Origin of the sequence: Citrobacter amalonaticus, assembly GCF_002918555.1 — a bacterium.
GTDB lineage: Bacteria > Pseudomonadota > Gammaproteobacteria > Enterobacterales > Enterobacteriaceae > Citrobacter_C > Citrobacter_C amalonaticus_A.
Genome location: NZ_PQMB01000003.1, coordinates 677,939 through 699,445 on the forward strand (window position 1 = coordinate 677,939; position 21,507 = coordinate 699,445).

General features: G+C 49.8%; 20 protein-coding genes and 1 pseudogene. 11 read left to right on the plus strand and 10 right to left on the minus strand.

Annotated features, from left to right (window positions below):
- Window positions 1-7: 7 nt before the first annotated feature.
- From C3432_RS15995 to C3432_RS16020, 6 genes are read right to left on the minus strand one after another with little or no spacing between them, the layout of a single operon-like run.
- Window positions 8-460: a MaoC/PaaZ C-terminal domain-containing protein gene (locus C3432_RS15995; protein ID WP_103777545.1), complete on the minus strand. Its 453-nt coding sequence runs from the start codon at window positions 458-460 to the stop codon at window positions 8-10.
- 21 nt (window positions 461-481) lie between these two features.
- Complete coding sequence (locus C3432_RS16000; RefSeq protein ID WP_219816749.1) at window positions 482-814, minus strand: L-rhamnose mutarotase; 333 nt, start codon at window positions 812-814, stop codon at window positions 482-484.
- A 19-nt stretch (window positions 815-833) separates the two neighbouring features.
- Complete coding sequence (locus C3432_RS16005; RefSeq protein ID WP_103777546.1) at window positions 834-1,736, minus strand: dihydrodipicolinate synthase family protein; 903 nt, start codon at window positions 1,734-1,736, stop codon at window positions 834-836.
- Window positions 1,737-1,784: 48 nt separating this feature from the next.
- On the minus strand, window positions 1,785-2,654 hold the full coding sequence (locus C3432_RS16010; protein ID WP_103777547.1) for an amidohydrolase family protein: 870 nt from the start codon (window positions 2,652-2,654) through the stop codon (window positions 1,785-1,787).
- A gap of 19 nt (window positions 2,655-2,673) precedes the next feature.
- On the minus strand, window positions 2,674-3,729 hold the full coding sequence (locus tag C3432_RS16015) for a Gfo/Idh/MocA family protein (RefSeq protein ID WP_103777548.1): 1,056 nt from the start codon (window positions 3,727-3,729) through the stop codon (window positions 2,674-2,676).
- Window positions 3,730-3,744: 15 nt separating this feature from the next.
- Window positions 3,745-4,755: an L-rhamnose/proton symporter RhaT gene (locus C3432_RS16020; protein ID WP_103777549.1), complete on the minus strand. Its 1,011-nt coding sequence runs from the start codon at window positions 4,753-4,755 to the stop codon at window positions 3,745-3,747.
- 267 nt (window positions 4,756-5,022) lie between these two features.
- Between C3432_RS16020 and C3432_RS16025 the strand changes: the two genes are divergently transcribed.
- Genes C3432_RS16025 through C3432_RS16035 form a run of 3 tightly spaced genes read left to right on the plus strand, consistent with a single transcriptional unit; the run spans window position 5,023 to window position 8,443 of the window.
- Window positions 5,023-6,165 (plus strand): extracellular solute-binding protein, encoded by a 1,143-nt coding sequence (locus C3432_RS16025; protein WP_103777550.1) that lies wholly within the window; start codon window positions 5,023-5,025, stop codon window positions 6,163-6,165.
- A gap of 2 nt (window positions 6,166-6,167) precedes the next feature.
- Window positions 6,168-7,322, plus strand: a complete 1,155-nt coding sequence (locus C3432_RS16030) for a CaiB/BaiF CoA transferase family protein (protein WP_103777551.1) — start codon at window positions 6,168-6,170, stop codon at window positions 7,320-7,322.
- Window positions 7,322-8,443: a CaiB/BaiF CoA transferase family protein gene (locus C3432_RS16035; protein WP_103777552.1), complete on the plus strand. Its 1,122-nt coding sequence runs from the start codon at window positions 7,322-7,324 to the stop codon at window positions 8,441-8,443. Before C3432_RS16030 ends, C3432_RS16035 begins: the two co-directional genes overlap by 1 nt.
- Before the next feature lie 140 nt (window positions 8,444-8,583).
- Here the strand turns inward: C3432_RS16035 and C3432_RS28025 are convergent, their stop codons facing one another.
- The 4 genes and pseudogenes from C3432_RS28025 to C3432_RS16065 form a co-directional block, all read right to left on the minus strand.
- Window positions 8,584-9,321 (minus strand): IclR family transcriptional regulator, encoded by a 738-nt coding sequence (locus C3432_RS28025; RefSeq protein ID WP_258041619.1) that lies wholly within the window; start codon window positions 9,319-9,321, stop codon window positions 8,584-8,586.
- Window position 9,322: 1 nt separating this feature from the next.
- Window positions 9,323-10,039, minus strand: a complete 717-nt coding sequence (locus C3432_RS16055; protein ID WP_181012931.1) for a FadR/GntR family transcriptional regulator — start codon at window positions 10,037-10,039, stop codon at window positions 9,323-9,325.
- A 211-nt stretch (window positions 10,040-10,250) separates the two neighbouring features.
- Window positions 10,251-10,379, minus strand: a pseudogene (locus C3432_RS28370) (ISNCY family transposase); the annotation flags it as partial.
- A 484-nt stretch (window positions 10,380-10,863) separates the two neighbouring features.
- On the minus strand, window positions 10,864-11,565 hold the full coding sequence (locus C3432_RS16065; protein WP_103777556.1) for a FadR/GntR family transcriptional regulator: 702 nt from the start codon (window positions 11,563-11,565) through the stop codon (window positions 10,864-10,866).
- Between the two features lie 588 nt (window positions 11,566-12,153).
- On the opposite strand from C3432_RS16065, the gene C3432_RS16070 reads away from it, so the two are divergent.
- From C3432_RS16070 to C3432_RS16110, 8 genes are all read left to right on the plus strand, one after another.
- Window positions 12,154-12,840 carry an RraA family protein gene (locus C3432_RS16070; RefSeq protein ID WP_103777557.1) on the plus strand — a complete coding sequence of 229 codons (687 nt, stop codon included), beginning with the start codon at window positions 12,154-12,156 and terminating at the stop codon, window positions 12,838-12,840.
- Window positions 12,841-12,883: 43 nt separating this feature from the next.
- Window positions 12,884-13,648 carry an SDR family NAD(P)-dependent oxidoreductase gene (locus C3432_RS16075; protein WP_103777558.1) on the plus strand — a complete coding sequence of 255 codons (765 nt, stop codon included), beginning with the start codon at window positions 12,884-12,886 and terminating at the stop codon, window positions 13,646-13,648.
- Window positions 13,649-13,762: 114 nt separating this feature from the next.
- Window positions 13,763-14,092, plus strand: a complete 330-nt coding sequence (locus C3432_RS16080; protein WP_103777559.1) for a UxaA family hydrolase — start codon at window positions 13,763-13,765, stop codon at window positions 14,090-14,092.
- Window positions 14,085-15,314, plus strand: a complete 1,230-nt coding sequence (locus C3432_RS16085) for a UxaA family hydrolase (protein WP_103777560.1) — start codon at window positions 14,085-14,087, stop codon at window positions 15,312-15,314. Before C3432_RS16080 ends, C3432_RS16085 begins: the two co-directional genes overlap by 8 nt.
- 500 nt (window positions 15,315-15,814) lie before the next feature.
- Window positions 15,815-17,065 (plus strand): MFS transporter, encoded by a 1,251-nt coding sequence (locus tag C3432_RS16090; protein ID WP_258041620.1) that lies wholly within the window; start codon window positions 15,815-15,817, stop codon window positions 17,063-17,065.
- Window positions 17,066-17,263: 198 nt separating this feature from the next.
- Entirely contained in the window at window positions 17,264-18,664 is a 1,401-nt protein-coding gene (gene uxaC / locus C3432_RS16095; RefSeq protein WP_103777561.1) for a glucuronate isomerase, read from the plus strand.
- A 571-nt stretch (window positions 18,665-19,235) separates the two neighbouring features.
- Window positions 19,236-20,090, plus strand: coding sequence for an amidohydrolase family protein (locus C3432_RS16105; protein WP_103777562.1), 855 nt, complete (start codon window positions 19,236-19,238; stop codon window positions 20,088-20,090).
- 12 nt (window positions 20,091-20,102) lie between these two features.
- Window positions 20,103-21,482 carry a PTS transporter subunit IIC gene (locus C3432_RS16110; RefSeq protein WP_103777563.1) on the plus strand — a complete coding sequence of 460 codons (1,380 nt, stop codon included), beginning with the start codon at window positions 20,103-20,105 and terminating at the stop codon, window positions 21,480-21,482.
- The last annotated feature ends 25 nt before the right edge of the window (window positions 21,483-21,507 follow it).

Sequence of the window (21,507 nt, forward strand, 5' to 3'; positions counted from 1 at the left end):
TTTTGATTTAATTCACGAGATCCCGTTTTTCTACCAGCAGCACGTGCTGCGTCGCCATTACGCACTCATTACGTTGGTTAACGACCTCAATTTTCTCCGTCACCAGACCATATTTCGCCTTACGCGGATGATCGCATTTTTCGCTAATAGCAATATTTACCCGAATCGTATCGCCAATAAACACCGGGTGTGGAAAACGTAATTTTTCATAGCCATAGGTCATGGCTTTGGAATTAATCACCCCCGCAGTCATGCCGACTGCAATAGCGAATGTTAAGGTTCCGTGGGCAATCCTTTGGCCGAACGGCTGAGTTTTACACCACTCCGCATCCATATGATGAGGATAAAAGTCGCCGGTCTGCCCGGCATGAATAACAATATCGCTTTCGGTAATCGTGCGTCCCGTGGTAGTCCGACATTCAGACAGAGAAAAATCTTCGAAATATTTATCAATAAACATAATCTTTACCTCAAGCAGCGGTTATTCCAGGTGGTAAACCTCTTCCATTGATGCCCACAGCTCCCCTTCCTTTCTGCTCTCAAGCGGTATCAGGCAAGGGATGCACTCCTCCCACCAGCGCTGCGTAACCGGATCGGCGGCCATCTTCGCCATATCCTGCTGGTAATCCTCGCCGTGATATTCGTAATAGCTAAATAACCAGCCATCTTTAAAGTAAATGGAGTAGTTAGAAATATTGCAGGCTTTAATCATGGCATTTACTTCCGGCCATGGATTAGCATGCAGCTGCGCATAATAGGCATATTTTTCAGGTTTGACCTGAATAACGCCGCCAAATCGTTGGATCGTTTTCATATTAACCCCAATAAATCAATCAGATAATGGCACTTTGCTTCAGCACCTCATGAATTTTAATTTTGCGCGTTTCGGTTAATGGCCCGGTAGGGCGCAGTGAATTAACCGGCACATCCAGACCGATGAGCTGCAGGGCATATTTAATGACATTATAAAAAGGCACATCCAGGCCATAAAGCTGCGGGATCCAGGAGAGCCGCTGCTGTAAGGCGACCGCTTCGCTCAGCGCACCATTACGCCAGTGCCGATAAATGCCGCAGGTTAGCTCCGGGGCGAAGTTGGCGCTGGCGGGGATCGCACCGTCACCGCCCAGGATTAAGGTACCGAACAGATACTCGTCGTAACCGGAAAAGACAGCAAAATCCGGGCGCACGGGCTTAACCGCGTGAATCACTTCGCGAATATGGTTCAGGGTGTCAACGGTATCTTTTAGTCCCACGATATTCGGGCAGGCTTGAGCCAAACGCTGGATACAGGAGACAGGTATCGCCTGGCCGGTCAGCGCAGGAAAATTGTACAGTAGGATGGGCAACGGCAGCTGTTCGGCAATATAGCGGAAATGCTCAAACAGGTACTCTTCGGTCAATGGGTTGTACCATGGGTTAATCACCACCACGCCGTCCGTTCCCGCCTCCAGCGCTTTGCGGCCAAACTCAACAGTTGCCTGCGTGCCGGGACACGAGATACCGACCAGTACCGGCTTGCGCCCTGCGACGTATTCAATACAGAACTCCATCACTTCAAGGCGCAGGCGGTCCGACATATGAGCGAACTCTCCTGCGCTGCCCAGAAAGAAAAGGCCATCCACATCGCTTGCAAGCAGGTGGTCAATCAATCGCGACATCGCCGGTCGATCTAGCTGCTCGTGTTCATCAAACAACGTCGGAACCGGAGGGATGATGCCGCTAAATGTTGTACTCATATGTCACTCCTGATGTTCTATAAAATTTCGGTAAGAGACGCCCTCGCGTCATGCTTCCGCTAACCGATAAAGTTGTTGCGCATTGTGGCTAAAAAAGCGCTGTTGCCAGGTTCGTCCCTGTCCATCGGTAATGCGCACCAGCGTATTCACCCACGGGATCAGTCCTGTACTTAACGAACAGACCGGGTAATTGCTGGCGAAAACGACCCGGTCGGCGGCAAACGTCTCAAGGCACTGCTCAACTACCGGGCGAACCCGATCGCTGTCGCTGCCCGCAGGAATATTGACGCCAGAGACTTTGCACCAGACGTGCCGCTGCTGCGCCAGCGCGGATAAATTTCGCCGCCAGTTCGCCGCATAGCTCGCCTCTTCTTTCAGGCGAGCGCTATCAACATTGCCCATATGATTCAAAACCAGAGTGGTTGACGTCCTTTCGGCCAGCTGCACCGCATCCGCCAGATCTTCATTACGCAGGCAGATTTCAAAACAGAGCCCCGCATTACCCAGCGCATTGACATTATTGATAAAGTCAGAGGTCAGACAGGCTCCGGACGGCTGGCTGGCGACGTGCAGTACATGGCGTACGCCCTTCACCGCCGGGTGATGTTCACCGCGGGCAAGCCAGCGCGCAACCGCCTCAGGCCGCTGCATGTCAAGCGAGATGATGCCGCCCTCAACAAAATTGCCCGGATCGCTGCATAGTTCCTGTAAAAACAGACTCTCCTCGCCGCGCTGCTCCGGCGCAACGTCGACTTCTACGTACAGCGCGCGATCGATGCACCAGGCGTCCTGATTGACCAGCGCGTGATAATCCTGCCAGTTGACGTCATGATTCAGTTCCGCAACCGCGCTGAGCCACGGCAGTTTAAAGCGTGACAGATCCCATAGGTGGAGATGGGTATCGGTAATGTGCAACATGCCTGACCTCCCGTAAAAATCAGTATTTCACCATCGTCGCGCCGCTTGCGGTTGACTGATAGCAGGCTTCAACCACGCACATGGTTTTCCACGCATCGTTAATATCGTTAAACCAGTGGTAATCCGGCTCTATTAGTTTGCGCTGCAAACCCGCCATTGGTCCGATAAAGGCATCCGGGAACCAGGTTCCTTCAACAGGCAAGGTTCGCCAGCCTTTGCCATCATCAAGAATAAATTCGAATTTATCGTCAGCGCCCTGCGGATAATTCAAAATAACGCCAATCTGAATTTTAATCGCGCCTTTGGTCCCCTCGATCTTAAAGAAACACTCCTGTTTATCCGGTGCGTAATCATGACCGTGATTAGTATGGATATTGGCGCGAATGACATCGCCATAGTCCATAATGATGGATGAACGGGTTTGCGCCAGCTCCATCATTTTTGGATGCTTCATGGTTTTACAATATACGGACTGAGGGTCACCGAGAAAGAAACGAATCGCATCGATATAATGGATGCTGTGATAATTTACCTCCATACGCTCTTTCTCGAATAAGAATTCCCACAGATTCCACGGTGTCTGGCAAATAACACGCATTTCGACGTCATGAATTTCACCCAACAGGCCTTGATCAATCATTTTTTTCGCGGCGATCATAAAAGGCGCGCGACGTAGCTGGAAATTAATTCCGGCAACGATATTTTTTTCACGGCAGCAGTCAAGAATCGCCTTTGCCTGTTCAAGCGATTCCCCCATTGGTTTTTGTATCAGCACGCCAACGTGGGTGGGTAATTTTTGTAAAACGGGCAGAATCTCAGAAGCCGGTAGCGCGATATCAAATACGCAGCCCTCAGACTGCGCCAGCGCAATCAGCTCATCCATCGTCTGGCAAGCGTGGGGAATATCCCACTGGCTGACCACGTTCTGCGCTTTCTGATAATCGCGGTCAAACAGGCCAAGAACCTTGAACCCTGCCTTACGATAAGCGGGTAAGTGCGAATCGGTGACGATTCCACCGGCGCCGATAATGACAATGGGTTTACTCTGTTGTGCCACGTTCAGTTGCGTTGTCATTTATTTATCCTCTTCTTAAGCTAATCCATTGGCATATCCGACGATAACGACGGAGAGCACCAAAATCACATTACCCAGCAGCATAACTTTTTTCGGTTTTTCATAGCCTTGCCATTCGCCCGTTTTGAGGCCCCAGGCGTTGGAAATTATCAGTGCCCCTGATAAAAACGCTATCCAGCCGATGACCGGTCCCAGTTCCCCCAGTAGCGCTGTGGATTTGGCATAGAGGCCCAGAGCGGCGAACCAGATCCCCCCGGTCAACAGCGCTTTGAACCAGGCAAATGAGGAACCCGGTCGGGCAAAGTCGCTAAAAGTATTGTTTTTTCTTAATACCCACAGCGCATAGCCGATATTGGAAATGAAGCCGCCGGACGCAAACACGATGACGTAGGCGATCAGGCTGGCGCTGACTGGATTAACGCCATCGTCTACCGCCAGCGCGCTGGCCCGGCTCGCATAGGTATAGCCGACGTTCATCGCCGCGGTACCAAAACCGGAAGCCAGAGCCATTAGCAGACCGCTGACGAATTTTTCATTTTTTACCCGCGACGCATCCTGTTTTGATTGTTTATCCTTAAGAATACCGGCTTTAGTAATTACCCCTACGCCAATCAGCATTACCGCCATGCCGGCCAGCAGCCAGCTGAGAGAATTAGCGGGCGGAATTTTGTTAAGGATAAAAAGGGGTATTAATGACCCGAGAGAACACCCTACTCCGGTATTTATACCGACGGTCAGTGACATACCGATATTATCAATACCCTTACCATACCAGATGGCACTTATTCCCCACAAAAAGCCGCAAGCGGCTGCAATCGCTAAAATCCAGCCAGGCGTCATGAGGATATATTTTAAAAATCCGGGAACTTCAATCCATGTCCAGACGACAGGAATGATTAATATGCCAATAATGGAAAATATAACCCAAAAGGCCTCCCAGGAAAATGGCCGGTAGTTTTTCATACCGAGACCAAAGCTTCCCTGGAACATACAAGCGATCATTAAGACAAAAAATCCCGCGAGCATAGTTCTTCTCCTGTTAATTAGATTATGTAGTCAAGGAACATCCTGATTCACTTGTTCATATATGTGAATTAATGCCCACAAATAAAAACTAATTGAAAGCTAATCCTCGTTTTTTTTAGGGTCAACCGAAAAATTAGTTCAATTATTATTTTTCAAGGCAGATCACAATTTCACCTAATCTGACTACAAAAGTATCAGTAGCTGTGACTCAATGGTAGTGCGGTAGTACCAATTTTATGTGAAGTTCATTACAAAAAAGGAGTTGTTATGGTGACGTTGAGGGGCATTACCTGGGGTCATAGCCGCGGATTTACATCCGTAGTGGCCACCGCGCAACGTTTTAGCGAGCTGAATCCGCACGTCGAAATCATGTGGGAGAAACGTTCATTACAGGAGTTTGCCGACGGCGATCTGGATGAGCTGGCGCGGAATTACGATCTACTGGTCATCGATCATCCGTGGGCGGGTTTCGTCGCAGAGAAAGCGATCCTGCTGCCTCTGCAGGACTATCTGCCGAAGGCGTACCTTGACGATCAGGCGGCAAATTCGGTAGGAGGTTCGCATGAAAGCTATCTTTTCAACGGGTTCCAGAGCGCTCTGGCCATTGATGCGGCAACGCCTGTCGCCGTCTATCGACCGGACCATTTGCAGCAGGGACAATTCGAACTGCCGGAAACCTGGCAGGACTTACTCACCCTCGCCCGGAGCGGAAAAGTCATTTACGCCGGGATCCCCATCAACCTGTTGATGGACTTCCTGATGCTTTGCGCCACTCGCGGCGGCACCTGGTTTGACGAAGAGAGTATTGCCAGCCGCGACACCGGCATCGAAGCGCTTGAGGCGCTGCGTGAGCTAGCCAGCCTTTGTTCTAAAGAGATATTTGACTACGATCCTATCGCCGTTCATGAACAGCTTTCGACTCGCAATGAATGGAGCTACTGTCCCTACGCCTACGGCTATTCAAACTATTCTCGCGCCGGTTACGCCCGCTATCTGCTGAAGGCGACCGATGTTGTCTCATGGCACGGCGAGCCGCTGAAAACCGTCCTTGGCGGTACCGGGCTGGCGATATCCGCAAAATGCCAGCATAAGGATGTCGCCCTCGCCTACGCCAGCTATACCGCTTCGGCGGAAGTACAAAAAACGCTCTTCTTTGAAAACGGCGGGCAACCGGGCCATCGCGGGGCCTGGCTTGATGAAGAGGTGAATCGCCGTAGCCTCAGTTTCTTTACCGACACCCTGGCCACGCTCGATCGCTCGGCTAAGCGCCCGCGCTATAGCGGTTTTTTAAACTTTCAGGATCGTGCCGGCGATCTGGTGCGGGAATACGTGATGAATGGTGGAGACAGTAGTACTGTTTTCGCCGCCATGAACGCGCTTTATCAAAAATCACGCGGCTTAATGGAGTAACTATGCTTCCTTTAACAGGTTTAGTGGTACTGGATTTCAGCCAGTTTCTGGCCGGGCCTTCCGCTGCGCTGCGCCTGGCGGATATGGGGGCCAGGGTCATAAAAGTGGAACGTCCCCACAGCGGGGACGCCAGCAGAAACCTGAGCCTTAACAATCAATGGGTCAATAACGATAGCCTGCTTTTTCATACCATCAATCGCGGTAAAGAGAGCTTTACCGCGAATCTGAAGGAGCCCCGGGAGCTGGCTCAAGTGAAACAACTGATCGCGCAGGCCGATATTCTTATCGAAAATTTTCGCCCCGGTGTCATGGACAAAATCGGCCTCGGCTACGAAGACGCCAGACAAATTAATCCACGGCTAATCTACGCTTCAGTCACCGGCTACGGCACTGAGGGGCCATGGGCTAAAAAACCCGGTCAGGATCTGCTGGTGCAAGCCATGTCCGGCCTCACGTGGCTCAACGGCAACGGTGACCAGCCGCCAACGCCGTTCGCGTTATCGGTTGCCGATTCGCTTGCCGGCGCGCATCTGGTCGAGGGGATCCTCGCCTGCCTGATTCGCCGCGCTAAGACCCGGCTCGGTGGACGAGTTGAAGTCAGCCTGATGGAGTCGCTGCTCAGTATGCAGTTTGAAGTGCTGACCACCTGGCTTAACGATGGACATCAGGCACCCTGCCGCAGCGCGCAGAACAACGCTCATGCTTATCTTGCTGCGCCTTACGGAATTTATGCCACCCAAAAAGGCTATATCGCACTCGCCATGGGCTCGGTGGTCGAACTGGGCAAAATTCTGCAATCGGCGGCCCTTGCCGAATATAGCGAACCTGCCGAATGGTTCAGCCACCGCGATGAGATTAAGCAGGTGATTGCCGGGATTCTGGCCAGCGAAACCGCCAGCTTTTGGCTGGCACGCCTTGAAGAAGCCGGGTACTGGTGCGCCGAAGTGAACGACTGGGCAACCCTGACGGCGAGCGAGGGATTTCGCGCGCTGGATATGACTCACGATGTTCAACTTGAAGATGATAAAACGATTGTTATGCTGAAATCGCCGCTGCGCTTCAACGGCACGCGTACCGCCACCTCCCGCCCCGCGCCGATTTTAGGAGCGGATACGACGCGGATCCGGGCCGATTTCAACTTACCGGAGGCTGATTGATGACCCCCCTGACAGGCATTAATGTACTGGACTTCAGCCAGTTTCTTTCTGGCCCATCCGCGGCGCTTCGCCTCGCCGACTTAGGCGCCAGCGTAATCAAAATTGAAAATCCGGACGGCGGCGATATCTGTCGTAAGCTCTATATCTCCGAGCTGCAAATTGATGGCGACAGTTCACTGTTTCATGCCATTAACCGCAATAAAAAAAGCATCACCGTCAATCTCAAAGATGAGGAGCAAAAAAACGCTCTGCGTCCGCTGATCGAGCAGGCGGATGTGGTTATCTTTAATTACCGCCCGGGCGTCTCAAAACGCCTTGGCCTGGACTATGCGTCGCTGCGGGAAATAAATCCTGGTCTGGTTTACGGTGAAATTTCCGGCTACGGCGAAAGCGGCCCCTGGGTTTCCCGTCCAGGCCAGGACTTACTGGTACAGGCGCTCTCTGGTCTAAGCTGGCTCAACGGCAATCAGGAGCAGCCGCCGCTTCCCTTTGGGCTTTCCGTCTGCGATATTTTCGCCGGGGAGTATCTGGTCCAGGGGTTGATGGCCGGGCTGGTACAACGCGCCAGCAGCGGAAGCGGATGCCTGGTCCAGGTCAGCCTGCTGGACAGCATCCTCGACCTGCAGTTTGAAGTCTTAACCACCTGGCTGAACGATGGTCAACAGCCGCCGCGCAGGAGCGCGGTGAATAACGCCAACGCCTATATTTCCGCACCGTACGGTATTTATCCCACCGCCGATGGCTTTATTGCGCTGGCGATGACGCCGATTCCCCGCCTTGGAAATCTGCTTGCATGCCCCGGGCTGCTCGAATTTATCGAGCCTCAGGAGTGGTTTAGTCGTAGGGATGAGATCAAACGGATCCTGCTGGAGCATTTGCGGCAAAAGAAAAGCGCGGAGTGGTTGAGCATTCTGGAAGCGGAGGACATCTGGTGCGCACAGGTGATGGACTGGCAACAGCTCATTGCCAGCGAAGGTTTTCAGTCACTGAATATGCTCCAGGAAGTTCGCTTAAAAAGCGGAAAAACCCTGCAAACTACCCGCTGTCCGATAAAAATTGACGGTGAGATCTTCACCTGCGCCGTCGGAGCTCCGCCGCTCGGCGCGCATAATCAGAGATAAGTGCACGCCTCTGCGCTCTTTACCCGAGCTACAGGACCGCAAACGGCTGAATAGCTATAGCCCGGACAGATGCACAGCATCGCCTCTGAAAGGATTGCACAACACCAGACGGATGACCGGGGTATTCCCGGTCACTCTGGCTATTGCACCAAAACCCGGCACTCTTTCATCACCGCCAGCACATCGTTAATCGCGAGCGACTCCCACTCCCAGGCAAGAACGGTTACGCTAAATGCCGCTACCATTTTTCCCGCTGAAGAAAAAATGGGCAACGCAATACAAGCTGCCCGCTCATTGGCCTCTCGTTGCTCAATCGCGTATCCCTGCTGACGCACCTCGCGCAATTCGGCCAGCAACATCGGCAGCGTACTAATAGAGTCCACCGTCATTTTTTCCAGAGGCATTTCGCCATACAGTTGCCTGATATCCTCGTCGCTGTATTGGCTAAGCAGCACTTTCCCGACGGCGGTACAATGCGCCGGCAGATGATTACCGATATGCCGCATCAGCGAAAGGTCTTCCTGGGTGAGCGTTTTTGCCAGGTAAACCACCTGCTTGCCGTCCAAAATCGCCGCGTGGCTAGTTTTACCCAACCGCTTACTCAGAAATGCTGTCAGCAGCCGTAGATCACGAACCAGATCGGTGCTCTCAATACAGTTAGCGGCAATTTTTATCAGCGCCAGACCCGCGTGATACAGGCGCGTATCCGGCATATACAGCAAATAGTCGTTATCAAGAAACTCCTGAATCAAACTGTGAGCGGAGCTTCTGGGGATATCGAGGCTGGTTTGCAGATCGGTGAAGCTTAGCCCCTCGCGATGGCTGGCAATCAGCTCCAGCAGGCGGAAAGCTCTCTCCGCAGATTTCACTCTGGCCATATTATTTGTCTGTATTATCCGCGATACTATCGTAAAATTTGCGCGAAGAATTGTAGAAAGACTTCAGATTTTTTCGCAGCTGGACCTTATCCCGCTGGATAAAAGCCTCATGAATACTCAGCCTTAGCTTAAAGCTGTGCGCCATCGCGCCATCGGCGTTTAGCAATTTGCGCGAGAAGTCCTTACGCAGCATCACGATGGTCTGCATCAGCTTGTCATAAATCTGGTTGCCGCACAGACGCCCCATTAGCAGATCGTATTCATCAAGCAGCTGGTGGTAGGCTTCCGGTTGGCCATCCCGGCTAATCAGCTCTGCCATCTGGTCGATTAATGCCTGAAAACGGATACGATCGTCGTGGTTCACCACGCTAACCGCGGTGAGGTAGACCTCTTCTTCTATGAGTTTCCTTGCCGCATATATTTCATCGAGGTTGTGAATCTCTTTATGGAAGATCCAGGTCATCGTCTCTTCAGGGAGCTGCGGCTTGTTTTCGCAGACATAGCTGCCATCACCGGGTTTTATTTCTATAAGCCCAATCAGAGATAACGCGCGTAGCGCTTCACGCACGCGACTGCGGGTGACCTTAAACATTTCCCCCATTGCTCGCTCGTTAGGCAGCCGCTGACCGGGCTTGAGCTTTCCAGAGGTAATCTGCGAGGCGATCTGATCCATAATCTGTTCGGTAAGTGTAGTTTTTTTCAGTGCTGTCACATCCATGGCATTTCCCATACGCGGACAAAGTTCATATCCTTGAATTTACGGTAGACTTGTCCCTTGTGCAACCACTTGATGTTCATCATTCCTTCACACACAACCATCATGTATCTGACGTAATGAAACTAATTAATCACTGTGGCATGAAGTCAGACTCAGAGTCTGATAGCTTTGAATCCCTGATAGCCGGGCAGGAAGTGTCAGGAAAGGAATAGTGGAGAATCTGAGCCAGCTCGTCTTCTGTCATACCTGTCATTTTCATGACAGTGTTGCGGTCAATGCCATTCAATCCGGTAACGTTCGTAACGTGTGGGTGCTCCCCTGCGCTCAGCCCCCTCACCCTGGAATGCACGTGTTAGCGTAATACGGCTCTGGTTATGGCTGCCCGGGTTACCAGCCTGCCGATCGGCGAAACGGAAATCTGCGCCACATCGCCGCGTTCTCCTGCAAATCTTATACTTTTTCCTGATGGACGATGACAGGTCCCCGGCTTAGCTTGATTCGCTGGATATACCTCGCGCTACCGAAGGAGACTATTCCCACTTGCCGCTACCCATTTGCAGCAATGATATGGTCACCAACGAAACAAGTATCACCCTGAGCTGATGTCGGTCGTTACCGATACACTTGAAAACTGACCGGTCGCAAACGTATTGGTATATGGTAAAACGGTTATGATATCGCGTTTAGCCGACGGGTTAGCGCATGGTTCAATCTTGCTTTATCCTGGTACACATTTACGACATTTAACCATGCAGCAGGACATTAATCCGTTATTTCCAATTAAGGATAGGATGTCGCTTTAAAGATTCAACGTTGCTCGACGGCTAATCGATTAACGCGTCGATGGCATTTTCAAAATGATCGGCCATAGCCTGTACGGCGCGTTCAGGTTCTCTGGCGCATACGGCATCGCAAATACGCTGATGCAGCGCGATTATCTTAATTTCATACTCTTTTTCTTTCTTACTCTGTGCAACCAAACCGGCGCGCATCGAGGTCATTAGCTGTTCATGCAGCGACTGAAGTAAAATAGAAAGCAGTGTATTACCCGACGCGCGGGAAAGAATAAAATGGAATTGCAAATCGTGGCTAATAAAATCGTCAACCTCCTTAAAGTTTTCCTTTATTAGCCGCATTTCTTCCCTGAGTTTTTCAAAATCCTCTTCTTTGCCGTTAATTGCCGCCAGATGTACACACCCCATTTCAAGATGACGCCTGACTGCGAGTATATCCTTGTGGGTGACCTGCTCTGTAATGACCGCAAAATTGATAATAAGCTGCAGAACATTGGTGTCGATTTTTTTTATGGTCGGCAATTTACCGCTCTGAATCTCTAATATTCCCAAAGCGGCTAAAGAACGATAGGCTTCCCTTACCACGCCCCGACTGACTCCCAGATCCTGGATCAGTTGCATCTCGCTGGGTACCGCCATTCCTGCAACCAACTTTTCCTTCATAATCAGTTGCAGGATGTAGTTCTTAACCTGCGAAGATAATGTGTCTTGCCTAAGTAATGTTTTTTTCATCCCTACTGTATTCCGTCGTTATTAAGAACCTGTCTCAGTACGGATTTACTCTCATTTCAGATAACGCCTCTGAAACTAAGATGCTATACCGACTGCTCATTTTCAGGGAGTTACCCTTACTAACCGACCTCCACCGGGGGGCGAGCACCGGTCATGTTGCTTTGCCACATGCCATCCCCAGCCCGTCACAACCTCCGCCTGCGCCAGGGCTCATCTTATTGCTTATTTTCCCACAAAAAAAGTAAAAACGAATCCGCCGATTCCGCCTGAATTCGAGCAATACCGGGCAAAATTTACATCACGACGATCTCCGCGCTCTGCCATACCGACACTAATCTCGTCGGCAATAATCGCTGTTGATGCCGACATGAAAGGGACGAGCACCTCATTGGTTTAAAATCATGATCATTATCACATAACTAACACACTCATCATATACACCTGTCTGACAGGTGTATATGATGAGTGTGTGTAACGCGTTTAGATGTTTTTATGAATCGCCGAACACAATAACGGGCCTCTCACGTAGTCATTGATTTCGTAAGTATATTGATTTCATTCAAATAAATGATGAGATAGGGATAAAGTATGTGGGAAAATGACAAAGAGCTTTTTCACTTAATGCGAACAAATCTATTCCCCGCAGCTGTGGGGGATATTCTTGATACGCTGGGGTATTTACACCAGTTTATTGCGCCTGTGGTTAAGCCCATTCGTTCAAATATGGTGGTGGTTGGCCGGGCAATGCCGGTATTAGAGGCCGATGTATTTGAACTTCATTCCAGTTCGAATAAAAGCGACATAGGGGAAAAACCCTTTGGTATTATGTTTGAAGCACTGGATTCCTTACAGGAAAATGAAGTTTATATCACGACGGGATGCTCTCTGCGTTACGCGCTCTGGGGCGGACTTATGTCGGCCCGCGCCATTAAACTAAAAGCGGCAGGTGCCGTACTGGATGGTTTTTCTCGTGATACGTCAGAAATTTATGCCCTGGATTTTCCGGTATTTTCCCATGGAACTTACGCCCAGGACCAGGGGCCGCGGGGAAAAGTTATCGATTATCGCGTGCCGATTGAATTCAGCGGGGTGCGCGTCAATCCCGGTGACATCGTCTTCGGCGATCGCGACGGCGTTTTAATTATACCGCAAGCGCTGGAGACGGAGGTTATCAGTAAAGCGTTGGAAAAAGTATCGACGGAAAACCAAGTCCGAAAAGCGATAGCCAAAGGTATGAGTACGGTAGAAGCTTTTGAAAAATTCGGCGTGATGTAAGCATTCTGTCAAAGCGGTAATAAATGATTTTTGGGGAAACAGTATGTCAGACACAAGCATATTTTCTTTAACGAATAAAAAAGCCTTAATTACCGGTGCCGGCAGCGGTTTGGGTTATGCGATGGCAAAATGCATGATCACCAGCGGCGCACAGGTGATCATTGCCGACATGAACGCCGATGCCGCCAAAAAAGCGGCCGACGATTTAGGGCCGAACGCTTCATGGACGCAGTTTAACGTCGCTGATACCGATGAGACGGAACGCTGGGTCGGCGATTTACTGCAACAACATAAGCACATCGACATTCTGGTGAATAATGCGGGCAATCACTGTAAGAAGCCTATCGAAGAGATGAGCGTTAAAGAGTTCGAATCGGTGCTGGATGTGCACGTCGTCGGCGCTTTCGCTCTCACTCGCGCGCTGGTGCCGCATATGAAACAGCTCGGCAATGCTTCGGTGTTGTTTACCGCCTCCATGACCTCGTTCCTCGGCCAGCCTTATGTCACCGGCTATGCGGCGGCAAAATCCGCCTATCTGGGATTGATCCACGGCCTGGCGACGGAGTTATCCGGCGCCGGCATCCGCGTGAACGGCATCGCCCCCGGCTGGATCGATACGCCTATGTTGCGTAAGGCCATTGAGGGCGACGATGAACGTAAAAACAAGATCCTCGGCCGTACGCCGATGAAAAAATTCGGTAAGCCGGAAGATATCGGCTGGGCGGCGACGTATTTTGCGTCCGACGCCGCGGGATTCGTCAGCGGCCATGTACTGATTGTCGATGGCGGCGCGCTCATCGGTTTTTGAAAACAGGGCAATTCTCGCCATCAGGCACGGAGGTCGATGTTATTAAGGGAGGGATGCCAACCGTTATGTCTTTAACAGTGCAGATCCCTGGCAGCTATTAAACCGGAAGCGACTATGGACAATGTGGTATACAAAATTAATGCAACCGATAACGTTGCAACCGCGCTGACATCGTTTAAGCACGGAGAAACGGCGAATATTCGCGGTGCCGAAGAGGGGGTAATCGATGCAAATGAAGAGATTCATATCGGCCATAAGATTGCCCTGTCTTTTATCGCCCAGGGCGCGCCGATCGTTAAATATGGTATTAGCATCGGCACGGCCACGCAGGATATCAGTCCAGGAGACTGGGTGCATTTGCACGTAATGTGCAGCAATTACGATCGACGTTCCGCCAGTCTGGATGTCGTCACCGGCGCGCCAAAGGATATTAAATATGAATGAGTCTGATAGTCTGAAAACCATAAGCTGGCAGGGCTACCAACGCCAGAGTGGCGCAAAAGGCATCCGTAATAAAACATTGGTCATTTATACCGTTGAATGCGCCCATTTTATTGCGGACAAAATCGTCGCCCGGATTAACGATTCCGAAGTGGAGGTCGTGGGCTTTTCAGGCTGTACCGATAACGAATATGCCGTAAGAATGCTTATTGCGTTGATTCGTCATCCCAACGTCGGCGGCGTTCTCGCCGTTGGGTTGGGGTGCGAATATATTCAGCCGGAGTGGCTCAGTAATATCGCGAAAGAAGAAGGCAAACCGACCAACTGGTTTTTCATTCAGCAGGCCGGCGGCACAAAAAGCAGTATTGAGCTTGGCGTTAAATACGTTAAACGCATTCAGGACGAATTAAGCCATACGCCGCGCGTGGCGATGGGATTCTCCGATCTCATCATCGGCAGCGAATGCGGCGGAAGCGATTATACCAGCGGCCTGGCGGGCAATGTGGCGGTAGGGAATTTTTTCGACTGGTTAGTTGATGCCGGCGGTACCGCGATCTTTGAAGAGATTGTCGAAGCCATTGGTCTGATTGATATCTTGTCGGCAAGAGCCGCGACAGAAGCCGCCAGGGAGCAAATCATCGCCACTTACAATAAGGCGCTGGATTACTGTAAGTCGGTGAGGCAATACTCCGTCAGCCCCGGTAATTTCGCTGGCGGATTGTCCACTATTGAAGAAAAAAGCATGGGCGCAGTGATAAAAAGCGGCTCCCGCCCTGTTCAGGGAGTACTGAAAGTCAGCAGTAGCCCGAGGGGAAAAGGGTTATGGCTGCTTGATTCCACCCCGGACCCTCATTGGATGCAATTCGGCATTACCAACCCCAATGATAATGAAGGGCTGATGGCGCTTATTTCCTGCGGCAGCCATATTATCTTTTTTGTTACCGGACGCGGCAGCGTAGTCGGTTCCGTCGTCGCCCCGGTCATTAAAATAACCGGCAACAGCCAGACTTACGCCAACATGTCGGAAGATATGGATGTGGATGCAGGCCGTCTTTTAAGTGGCGCACTCTCCCAACAGGCGCTTTCAACAGAAATAGCCGAATTGGTTATGGCAATCGCCTCCGGGAAAAAAAGTAAAAGTGAAGAACAGGGGCATAAAGAATATTTTATTCCTTATAAATATCAAAGCAGAGATGTATTGATACCCGCGCGGTGTGAAAACTAACGTTGAATAAGGTGGGTAAAATTTTTCTATTATTAATATAACGTTAGGTCTGCCAGACTGAAAACAGAAGTAACAGGCGTACCGCTTTGCTCATCTTATTCGGAGGATGTACTGCGGCGACATTATTTAAATAACAAGTAAGCCTGTCGTGATCTTTATCACGATCGGAACAATCACCCACCATGTCATGCAGGTTGATAGGGTAAGTGGGCGGCGTGATGATAGCCTCGAAGGTGAGAGTTACCTGGGCGTCCTCCCTTGTGCAGCACAGTTGTCCACCACCAGAGGCACGGTAAATTAATAATGAGCGTAAATAGCCCGTATGAATTGAAATTACCTCGTTGAGAATAACAGTCGGTCGCTTCGTTATTGCTCTGGCTGAAAAATCTCTTTTATTAGACGCATAACAATTCTTGTTGGAGATATTTATTGTGACAGACATAGTATATAAAGAAGGTATACAGCCCGAAGCTGATACCAGAACGATAAGAAAAGTCGTCGTGGCTGGTTCGGTAGGTACAATTATCGAATGGTACGATTATGCGCTCTATGGTGCGGCGGCAGGCTTAGTCATAAACAAACTCTTCTTTCCCTCCCTTTCGCCGTCGTCCGCCTTATTAGCCGCGCTGGCGACATTTGCCGTCGGCTATTTCGCCAGACCGCTGGGAGGGGTAATCATCTCTCACATCGGCGATAAATGGGGACGAAAACCTGCCCTGATATTTTCTATCGTCCTGATGGGATTTACAACCGTCGCGCTGGGCCTGCTGCCGAGCTATTTTCAAATCGGCGTGTGGTCATCCGTGCTATTGGTGCTGTTACGCTTGCTACAGGGGTTTGGCGCCGGTGCCGAACTGGCGGGGGCGCTAACATTTGTCGGGGAATATGTTCCCTTTAAGCGCCGGGCTTTCTATACCTCTATCATCAATGCGTCGACCGTTGTGGGAATTATGCTTGCGACAGGCGCCTTCTTGCTGGTTTCGCAATTACCGGAAGACGCGTTTCTCAGTTGGGGATGGCGCATTCCATTTTTAGCCTCCTCAATACTTTTTATCCTCGCTTTTTACATCCGGCATAATCTGGATGAGACGCCGGCTTACCAAAAAAGCATGGCCGAAGCCGAGAAGAAAAAGAAAACGCAGAAAGTTCCCCTCACTGAGTTATTAAAAAATAGCCCGAAAGAAGTATTCTATGCCTTTCTCAGCGTCACGGCGCATCAGGCAAATTCCTATATCCTGAGCGTGTTCAGTATCAGCTACATGGTGAATACCCTCGGCATGACGAGAACGGACAGCCTGATTGCGCTTATATGCGGATCTATCGCCGGCATTATCGGTACGCCTGTTATGGGGAGTATTTCCGATAAAGTGGGTGCGGCGAAAGTCTACTCGCTAGGCTGTATTTTTATCGCTCTGTTTAGTATTCCCTTTTTCGCGATTCTTGATACGCAAAATCTGGCTTTCGTTATCCTCGGCATGTGTATTCTTTACGGCATCGGCTACGGCGCGACATCCGGCTCTCAGGGTGCCTTTTTAGTGAATTTATTCCCGATACGCTACCGGTTTTCAGGGGTTGCGTTGTCAAGAGAACTAAACGGTATGCTAATCGCCGGACCGACCCCGTTTATCTGCGCCTGGTTAGTGACGCTGGCCGAGGGTAAACCCACCTATGTATTTGGTTATATCTGGGCATGCTGTTTACTGTCCGTTGTCGCCGTGCATATTATTAAACACAAAGCGAACAACCAATAAGTCATCATACCCCTGAATAATTTGAGTTACGTGAAGGCTGCTACCACACGAGTCCCAGGATTTTACTCAGGTAAGCGACTGGGGCAAGTAAGGGCAGCCAACGCACAGGCAGCTTCAAGTATGACGGGTGTAAATAGCGCACACGACCTTAAACAAAAAGGTTGACTTAATAAATTATTCTTATGAGGAGGAAGTCTTATGTCATTTATAAAAAAAGACTTTTTATTGAGAAGCTTAACAGCGCAGAAGTTATATTTTGATTACGCAGAATCGATGCCGATATTTGATTTTCATTGCCATCTTATCCCGGAGCAAATCGCGACTGATAAGCGTTTTGATAATATTACCGAATTATGGCTGGGCGGAGATCACTATAAGTGGCGTTTGATGCGTTTTGGCGGTGTAGCAGAAAAATTCATAATGGGCGACGGCGACAATAAAAGTAAATTCATGCATTACTGTAAGGTATTGCCTTCAGCCATCGGTAATCCGGTTTATCACTGGAGCCATTTAGAATTACTGCGTTTTTTTGATATTGAAGATGAGATATCCATTGAAACAGCAGAATATTTGTGGGAGCAGTGTAATAAAAAAATAGCCTCCCCCGACTTTTCAGCACAGAAATTAATGCTACGGGCCAATGTTAACTATGTCTGCACCAGCGACGATCCGGTCGACGACCTGAAATACCATCAACACTTAGCCGCCCAGGACGATTTCCGCATCGGCGTATTTCCGACTTACCGCCCTGACAAAGCGCTGGCTATAGATAACCCGAATTTTATTGATTACGTTGAAAAACTGGCGGCCCGGTCAGGCATAAGGCTCGATAGTTACCAGAATTACTGCCGGGCGTTGAGTAATCGTATTGATTTCTTTCACCAGCAACACTGCCGAATGTCGGACCACGGCATAGATCTGATGCGGTATATTCCGGCCACGCCGTCAGAGTTGGAGCATATTTTTGAAAAAGCGCTCAATCGCGACCCTTTAAGCGCGAAGGAAGTGATTCAATTCAGAACCGAAACGCTCTGCTTTCTGGCTTCCCGTTATGCCCAGCTTAACTGGACCATGCAAATTCACATCGGCGCCACGCGCAGCGTGAATAGCCGTATGCTGGCACATCTCGGACGCGACTGCGGTTACGATTCGCCGACCGACCGCCCGTGTCTGGATGATTTGGTGTTATTGCTCAATCGTATGGAACAGCAGGAGAGCCTGCCTGATACCCTGTTATTCAGCCTTAATCCAACACTGGATTCAGCTCTGGCAACACTGGCGGGGAATTTCCCGGGCGACAAAGCGTTGGCAAAAGTGCAACCTGGCCCTGCCTGGTGGCATAACGATCATAAAGTCGGCATGGAAAACCAACTTACGGCATTTGGCAACGCGCTGCTATTAGGTCACTTTATCGGCATGGCGACCGATTCCAGAAGCTTTTTATCCTACCCCCGGCATGAGTATTTTCGTCGTATTTTATGTAATTTTGTCGGTGATTTAATTGAGCGCGGGGAATATACGAATCAACTGTCGGTCGCAGGGGGAATGATACAAAATATCTGTTACTTTAACGCTGAGAGGAAATACTTTAAAAAATAAAAACAGCATGACGCCATCACCACGCCCTGTTTACGAATAACACCATAGATAGGGCGCAGATCAACGCATACTGGCCTCATCAGCGTGGACTACCGGGCGACGCTGACTCTTCCGGCCCATCCGGCCATGGTACTGACAGGCAGATCAAGATCCGCACGAGCCATGAGTGGCAGTCATTCCTGAAATCACGCTGTCTGGAGGGTAGCATGAGTCGTCGCGTTAACTTTTGATTACATCGAACTGTGTTATAACTGTAAGCGTCGGCATGGTTCCAACGATCAGATGCCACCGGCTGAACATGAAAACCTATATTATCAACGGCTCAGAAGTGTCTGGATTATCCGTGGCGACTCTGATGGCAATGTCGGTATGATGTGCATCCTTACGCTAATTTTTACCCGCATACCTTAACCAAAGTTCTTTCCGATAAGGTTTCTGTCCCCTCTTTTCTTTCGTTATGCCATACAAAACTGTGATTTATTGCGCATAAAACAAACATGATGATTGCATTTTCATCACCACTATTTATTGTATTCATATTGTATACAATAAGAATACATAAGAGGTGAGAATGCGAATTATCGATACCCATAACCATATCTGGCACTGCCATGGCGAGCATTTTGCCTGGATAACCGACAGTTTGTCGTCTATTCGCCGTGATTTCCTTATTGAGGATTTAGAGGTAGTTCTCGCGGAAAACCATGTAGAAGGAGCCATTTTAGTTCAGGCGATCCCGACAATTGCAGAGAGTGAATGGCTGCTGGAGATTGCTGAAGGAAACGACAATATTCGGGGAGTCATTGGCTGGGTGGATATAAGCCAGGGGGCGGCGATTAAAAGCGATCTCCAGCGCCTGCAAAATAAATCCCGTTGCCTGAAGGGTATCCGCTATATGTCTCAGGGCCTGCCGGATGAGCACTTACTGACTCCGGCATTTATTGAGGGGGTACGCTGCGTTGGCGAGCAGGGACTGGTCTATGAGCTGCTAATTACCTCCCAACAGCTGGAAGCCGCCAGACTGCTGATCTCTGCCTGCCCTGAGGTCACCTTTGTTATTGAGCATGCGGCGAAACCTGCAATCCGTAACGGCGAAATTGCCGAATGGCGTGAGAAGTTGATGCAAACAGCCAGGGAGCACCGCAATGTCTATTGCAAACTTTCCGGCCTGATCACTGAGGCGGATTATTCGCGCTGGACCGGGCCAGAGCAGGCCTACCGGGAGATTGAGCCGTATATCGACGCAGTATTCGCCGCATTTGGTACCGAACGCGTGATGTACGGTTCAGACTGGCCCGTTTCTCTTCTGGGATTGCCCTATGCAGAGGTTCTGGGGCTTTATCAGCGCTATCTGCAAACTCACCGCACGCTTTCATCCGATAACTTTTTTTATCGCGTAGCCAAAAACGTTTACTCAATAAAGTAACAGGAGGCTCTCATGGAAATTGTACAATATATCCTCGGATTTGGCCCGGCGGTGGTCATTCCAATGATTATGTTTTTATTTGCTGTACTTTTTGGCGCAAAGCTTGCCGACGCCGCAAAGAACGCGATGACGGTGGGTATCGGTTTTCTCGGTCTGTCATTGCTCATCGGGTTTATGGTTACCTCACTCAGCAGTTCAACAGAGGCGATGGTGAAAAACCTCAACCTGCATTACGAGGTGTTGGATCTTGGCTGGCCCCTGATTAGTGCTTTTAGTCTGGCGGCGCTTTCTCTGCCGGTAGTTTATGCCCTGTGTTTTGCCACAAACTTATTGATGATTTCGACCAATACCACAAAAACCTTGAATGTGGATTTCTGGAACTACTGGCACTTTGTGTTTGCCGGTATCATTGTGGAACAGGTGAGCGGGTCGTTTTGGGCGGGAATTTTTGCCAGTTGGATTACCTTCATTATTACGCTGAAAATTGCTGACTATATAGCCCCGCACGTACAGAGATTTTGCGATACGCCTAACGTCACCATTACTCAGGCGGAGATAGTGGCCTGGGCTCCGCTGGCATTTTTAATGGATCGTATTATTGACCGTATTCCGGTCATCAACAAAATCGATCTGAATCTGAGTAAAATTGAAAGCAAACTGGGCTTCTTTGGTAGTCCGCTCGCGATGGGGGCCATTCTGGGGGTAATCATCGGTATGCTTGGGGCGCTACCCTTCAGCGATATTATTAAGAGCGGTATGAATTTTGCGGCTGTGATGGTGTTATTACCAACAATGGCCGGGGTTCTGGTCAGTGGCCTGGTGCCAATTACTGAAATTGCTTCAGAGTGGGTAAAAAAACGCTTCCCGACAAAGTCACTTTATTTTGGCATTAGTGGTGAAATTGCGTTTAAAAATCCAGCCGTTTTATCGGTCGGTATTTTGATGGTCCCGCTTACTATTCTGATTAGCACAATCTTACCTTTTAATACTATGATGCCGTTTGCCGACATTCCTTACTTACCCATCTTTGTTGTGTTTGGCACCGTAGCCTGTAATGGCAATATGTTTCGCGGTCTAATAAATGGCATTGTGATTGTGTGCGGGATTTTGTGGTTCGGTTCAGATCTTGCCGTGGTATCACAGGCGCTGGCAGAAAAAGCCCAGCTTAATGTGCCAAAGGAGATGATGGCCTCTTCTATTGATGGCGGTTCGCATGCTGTTTCCTGGATTTTTTATAAAATGTATGAATTACTGCATGGAACACACCCCGCGCTGCTAAGTGCATTAGCGCTATTAATAATGGGCATCATTATTTACGCGTTGAAATTAATTTTTAATATTAAGAAGAGAGAAGCATTAAGCTCACCTCTGGCAGAAAACAAATCCGAGTAAAACACTGATAAAACATCAGGAGAAA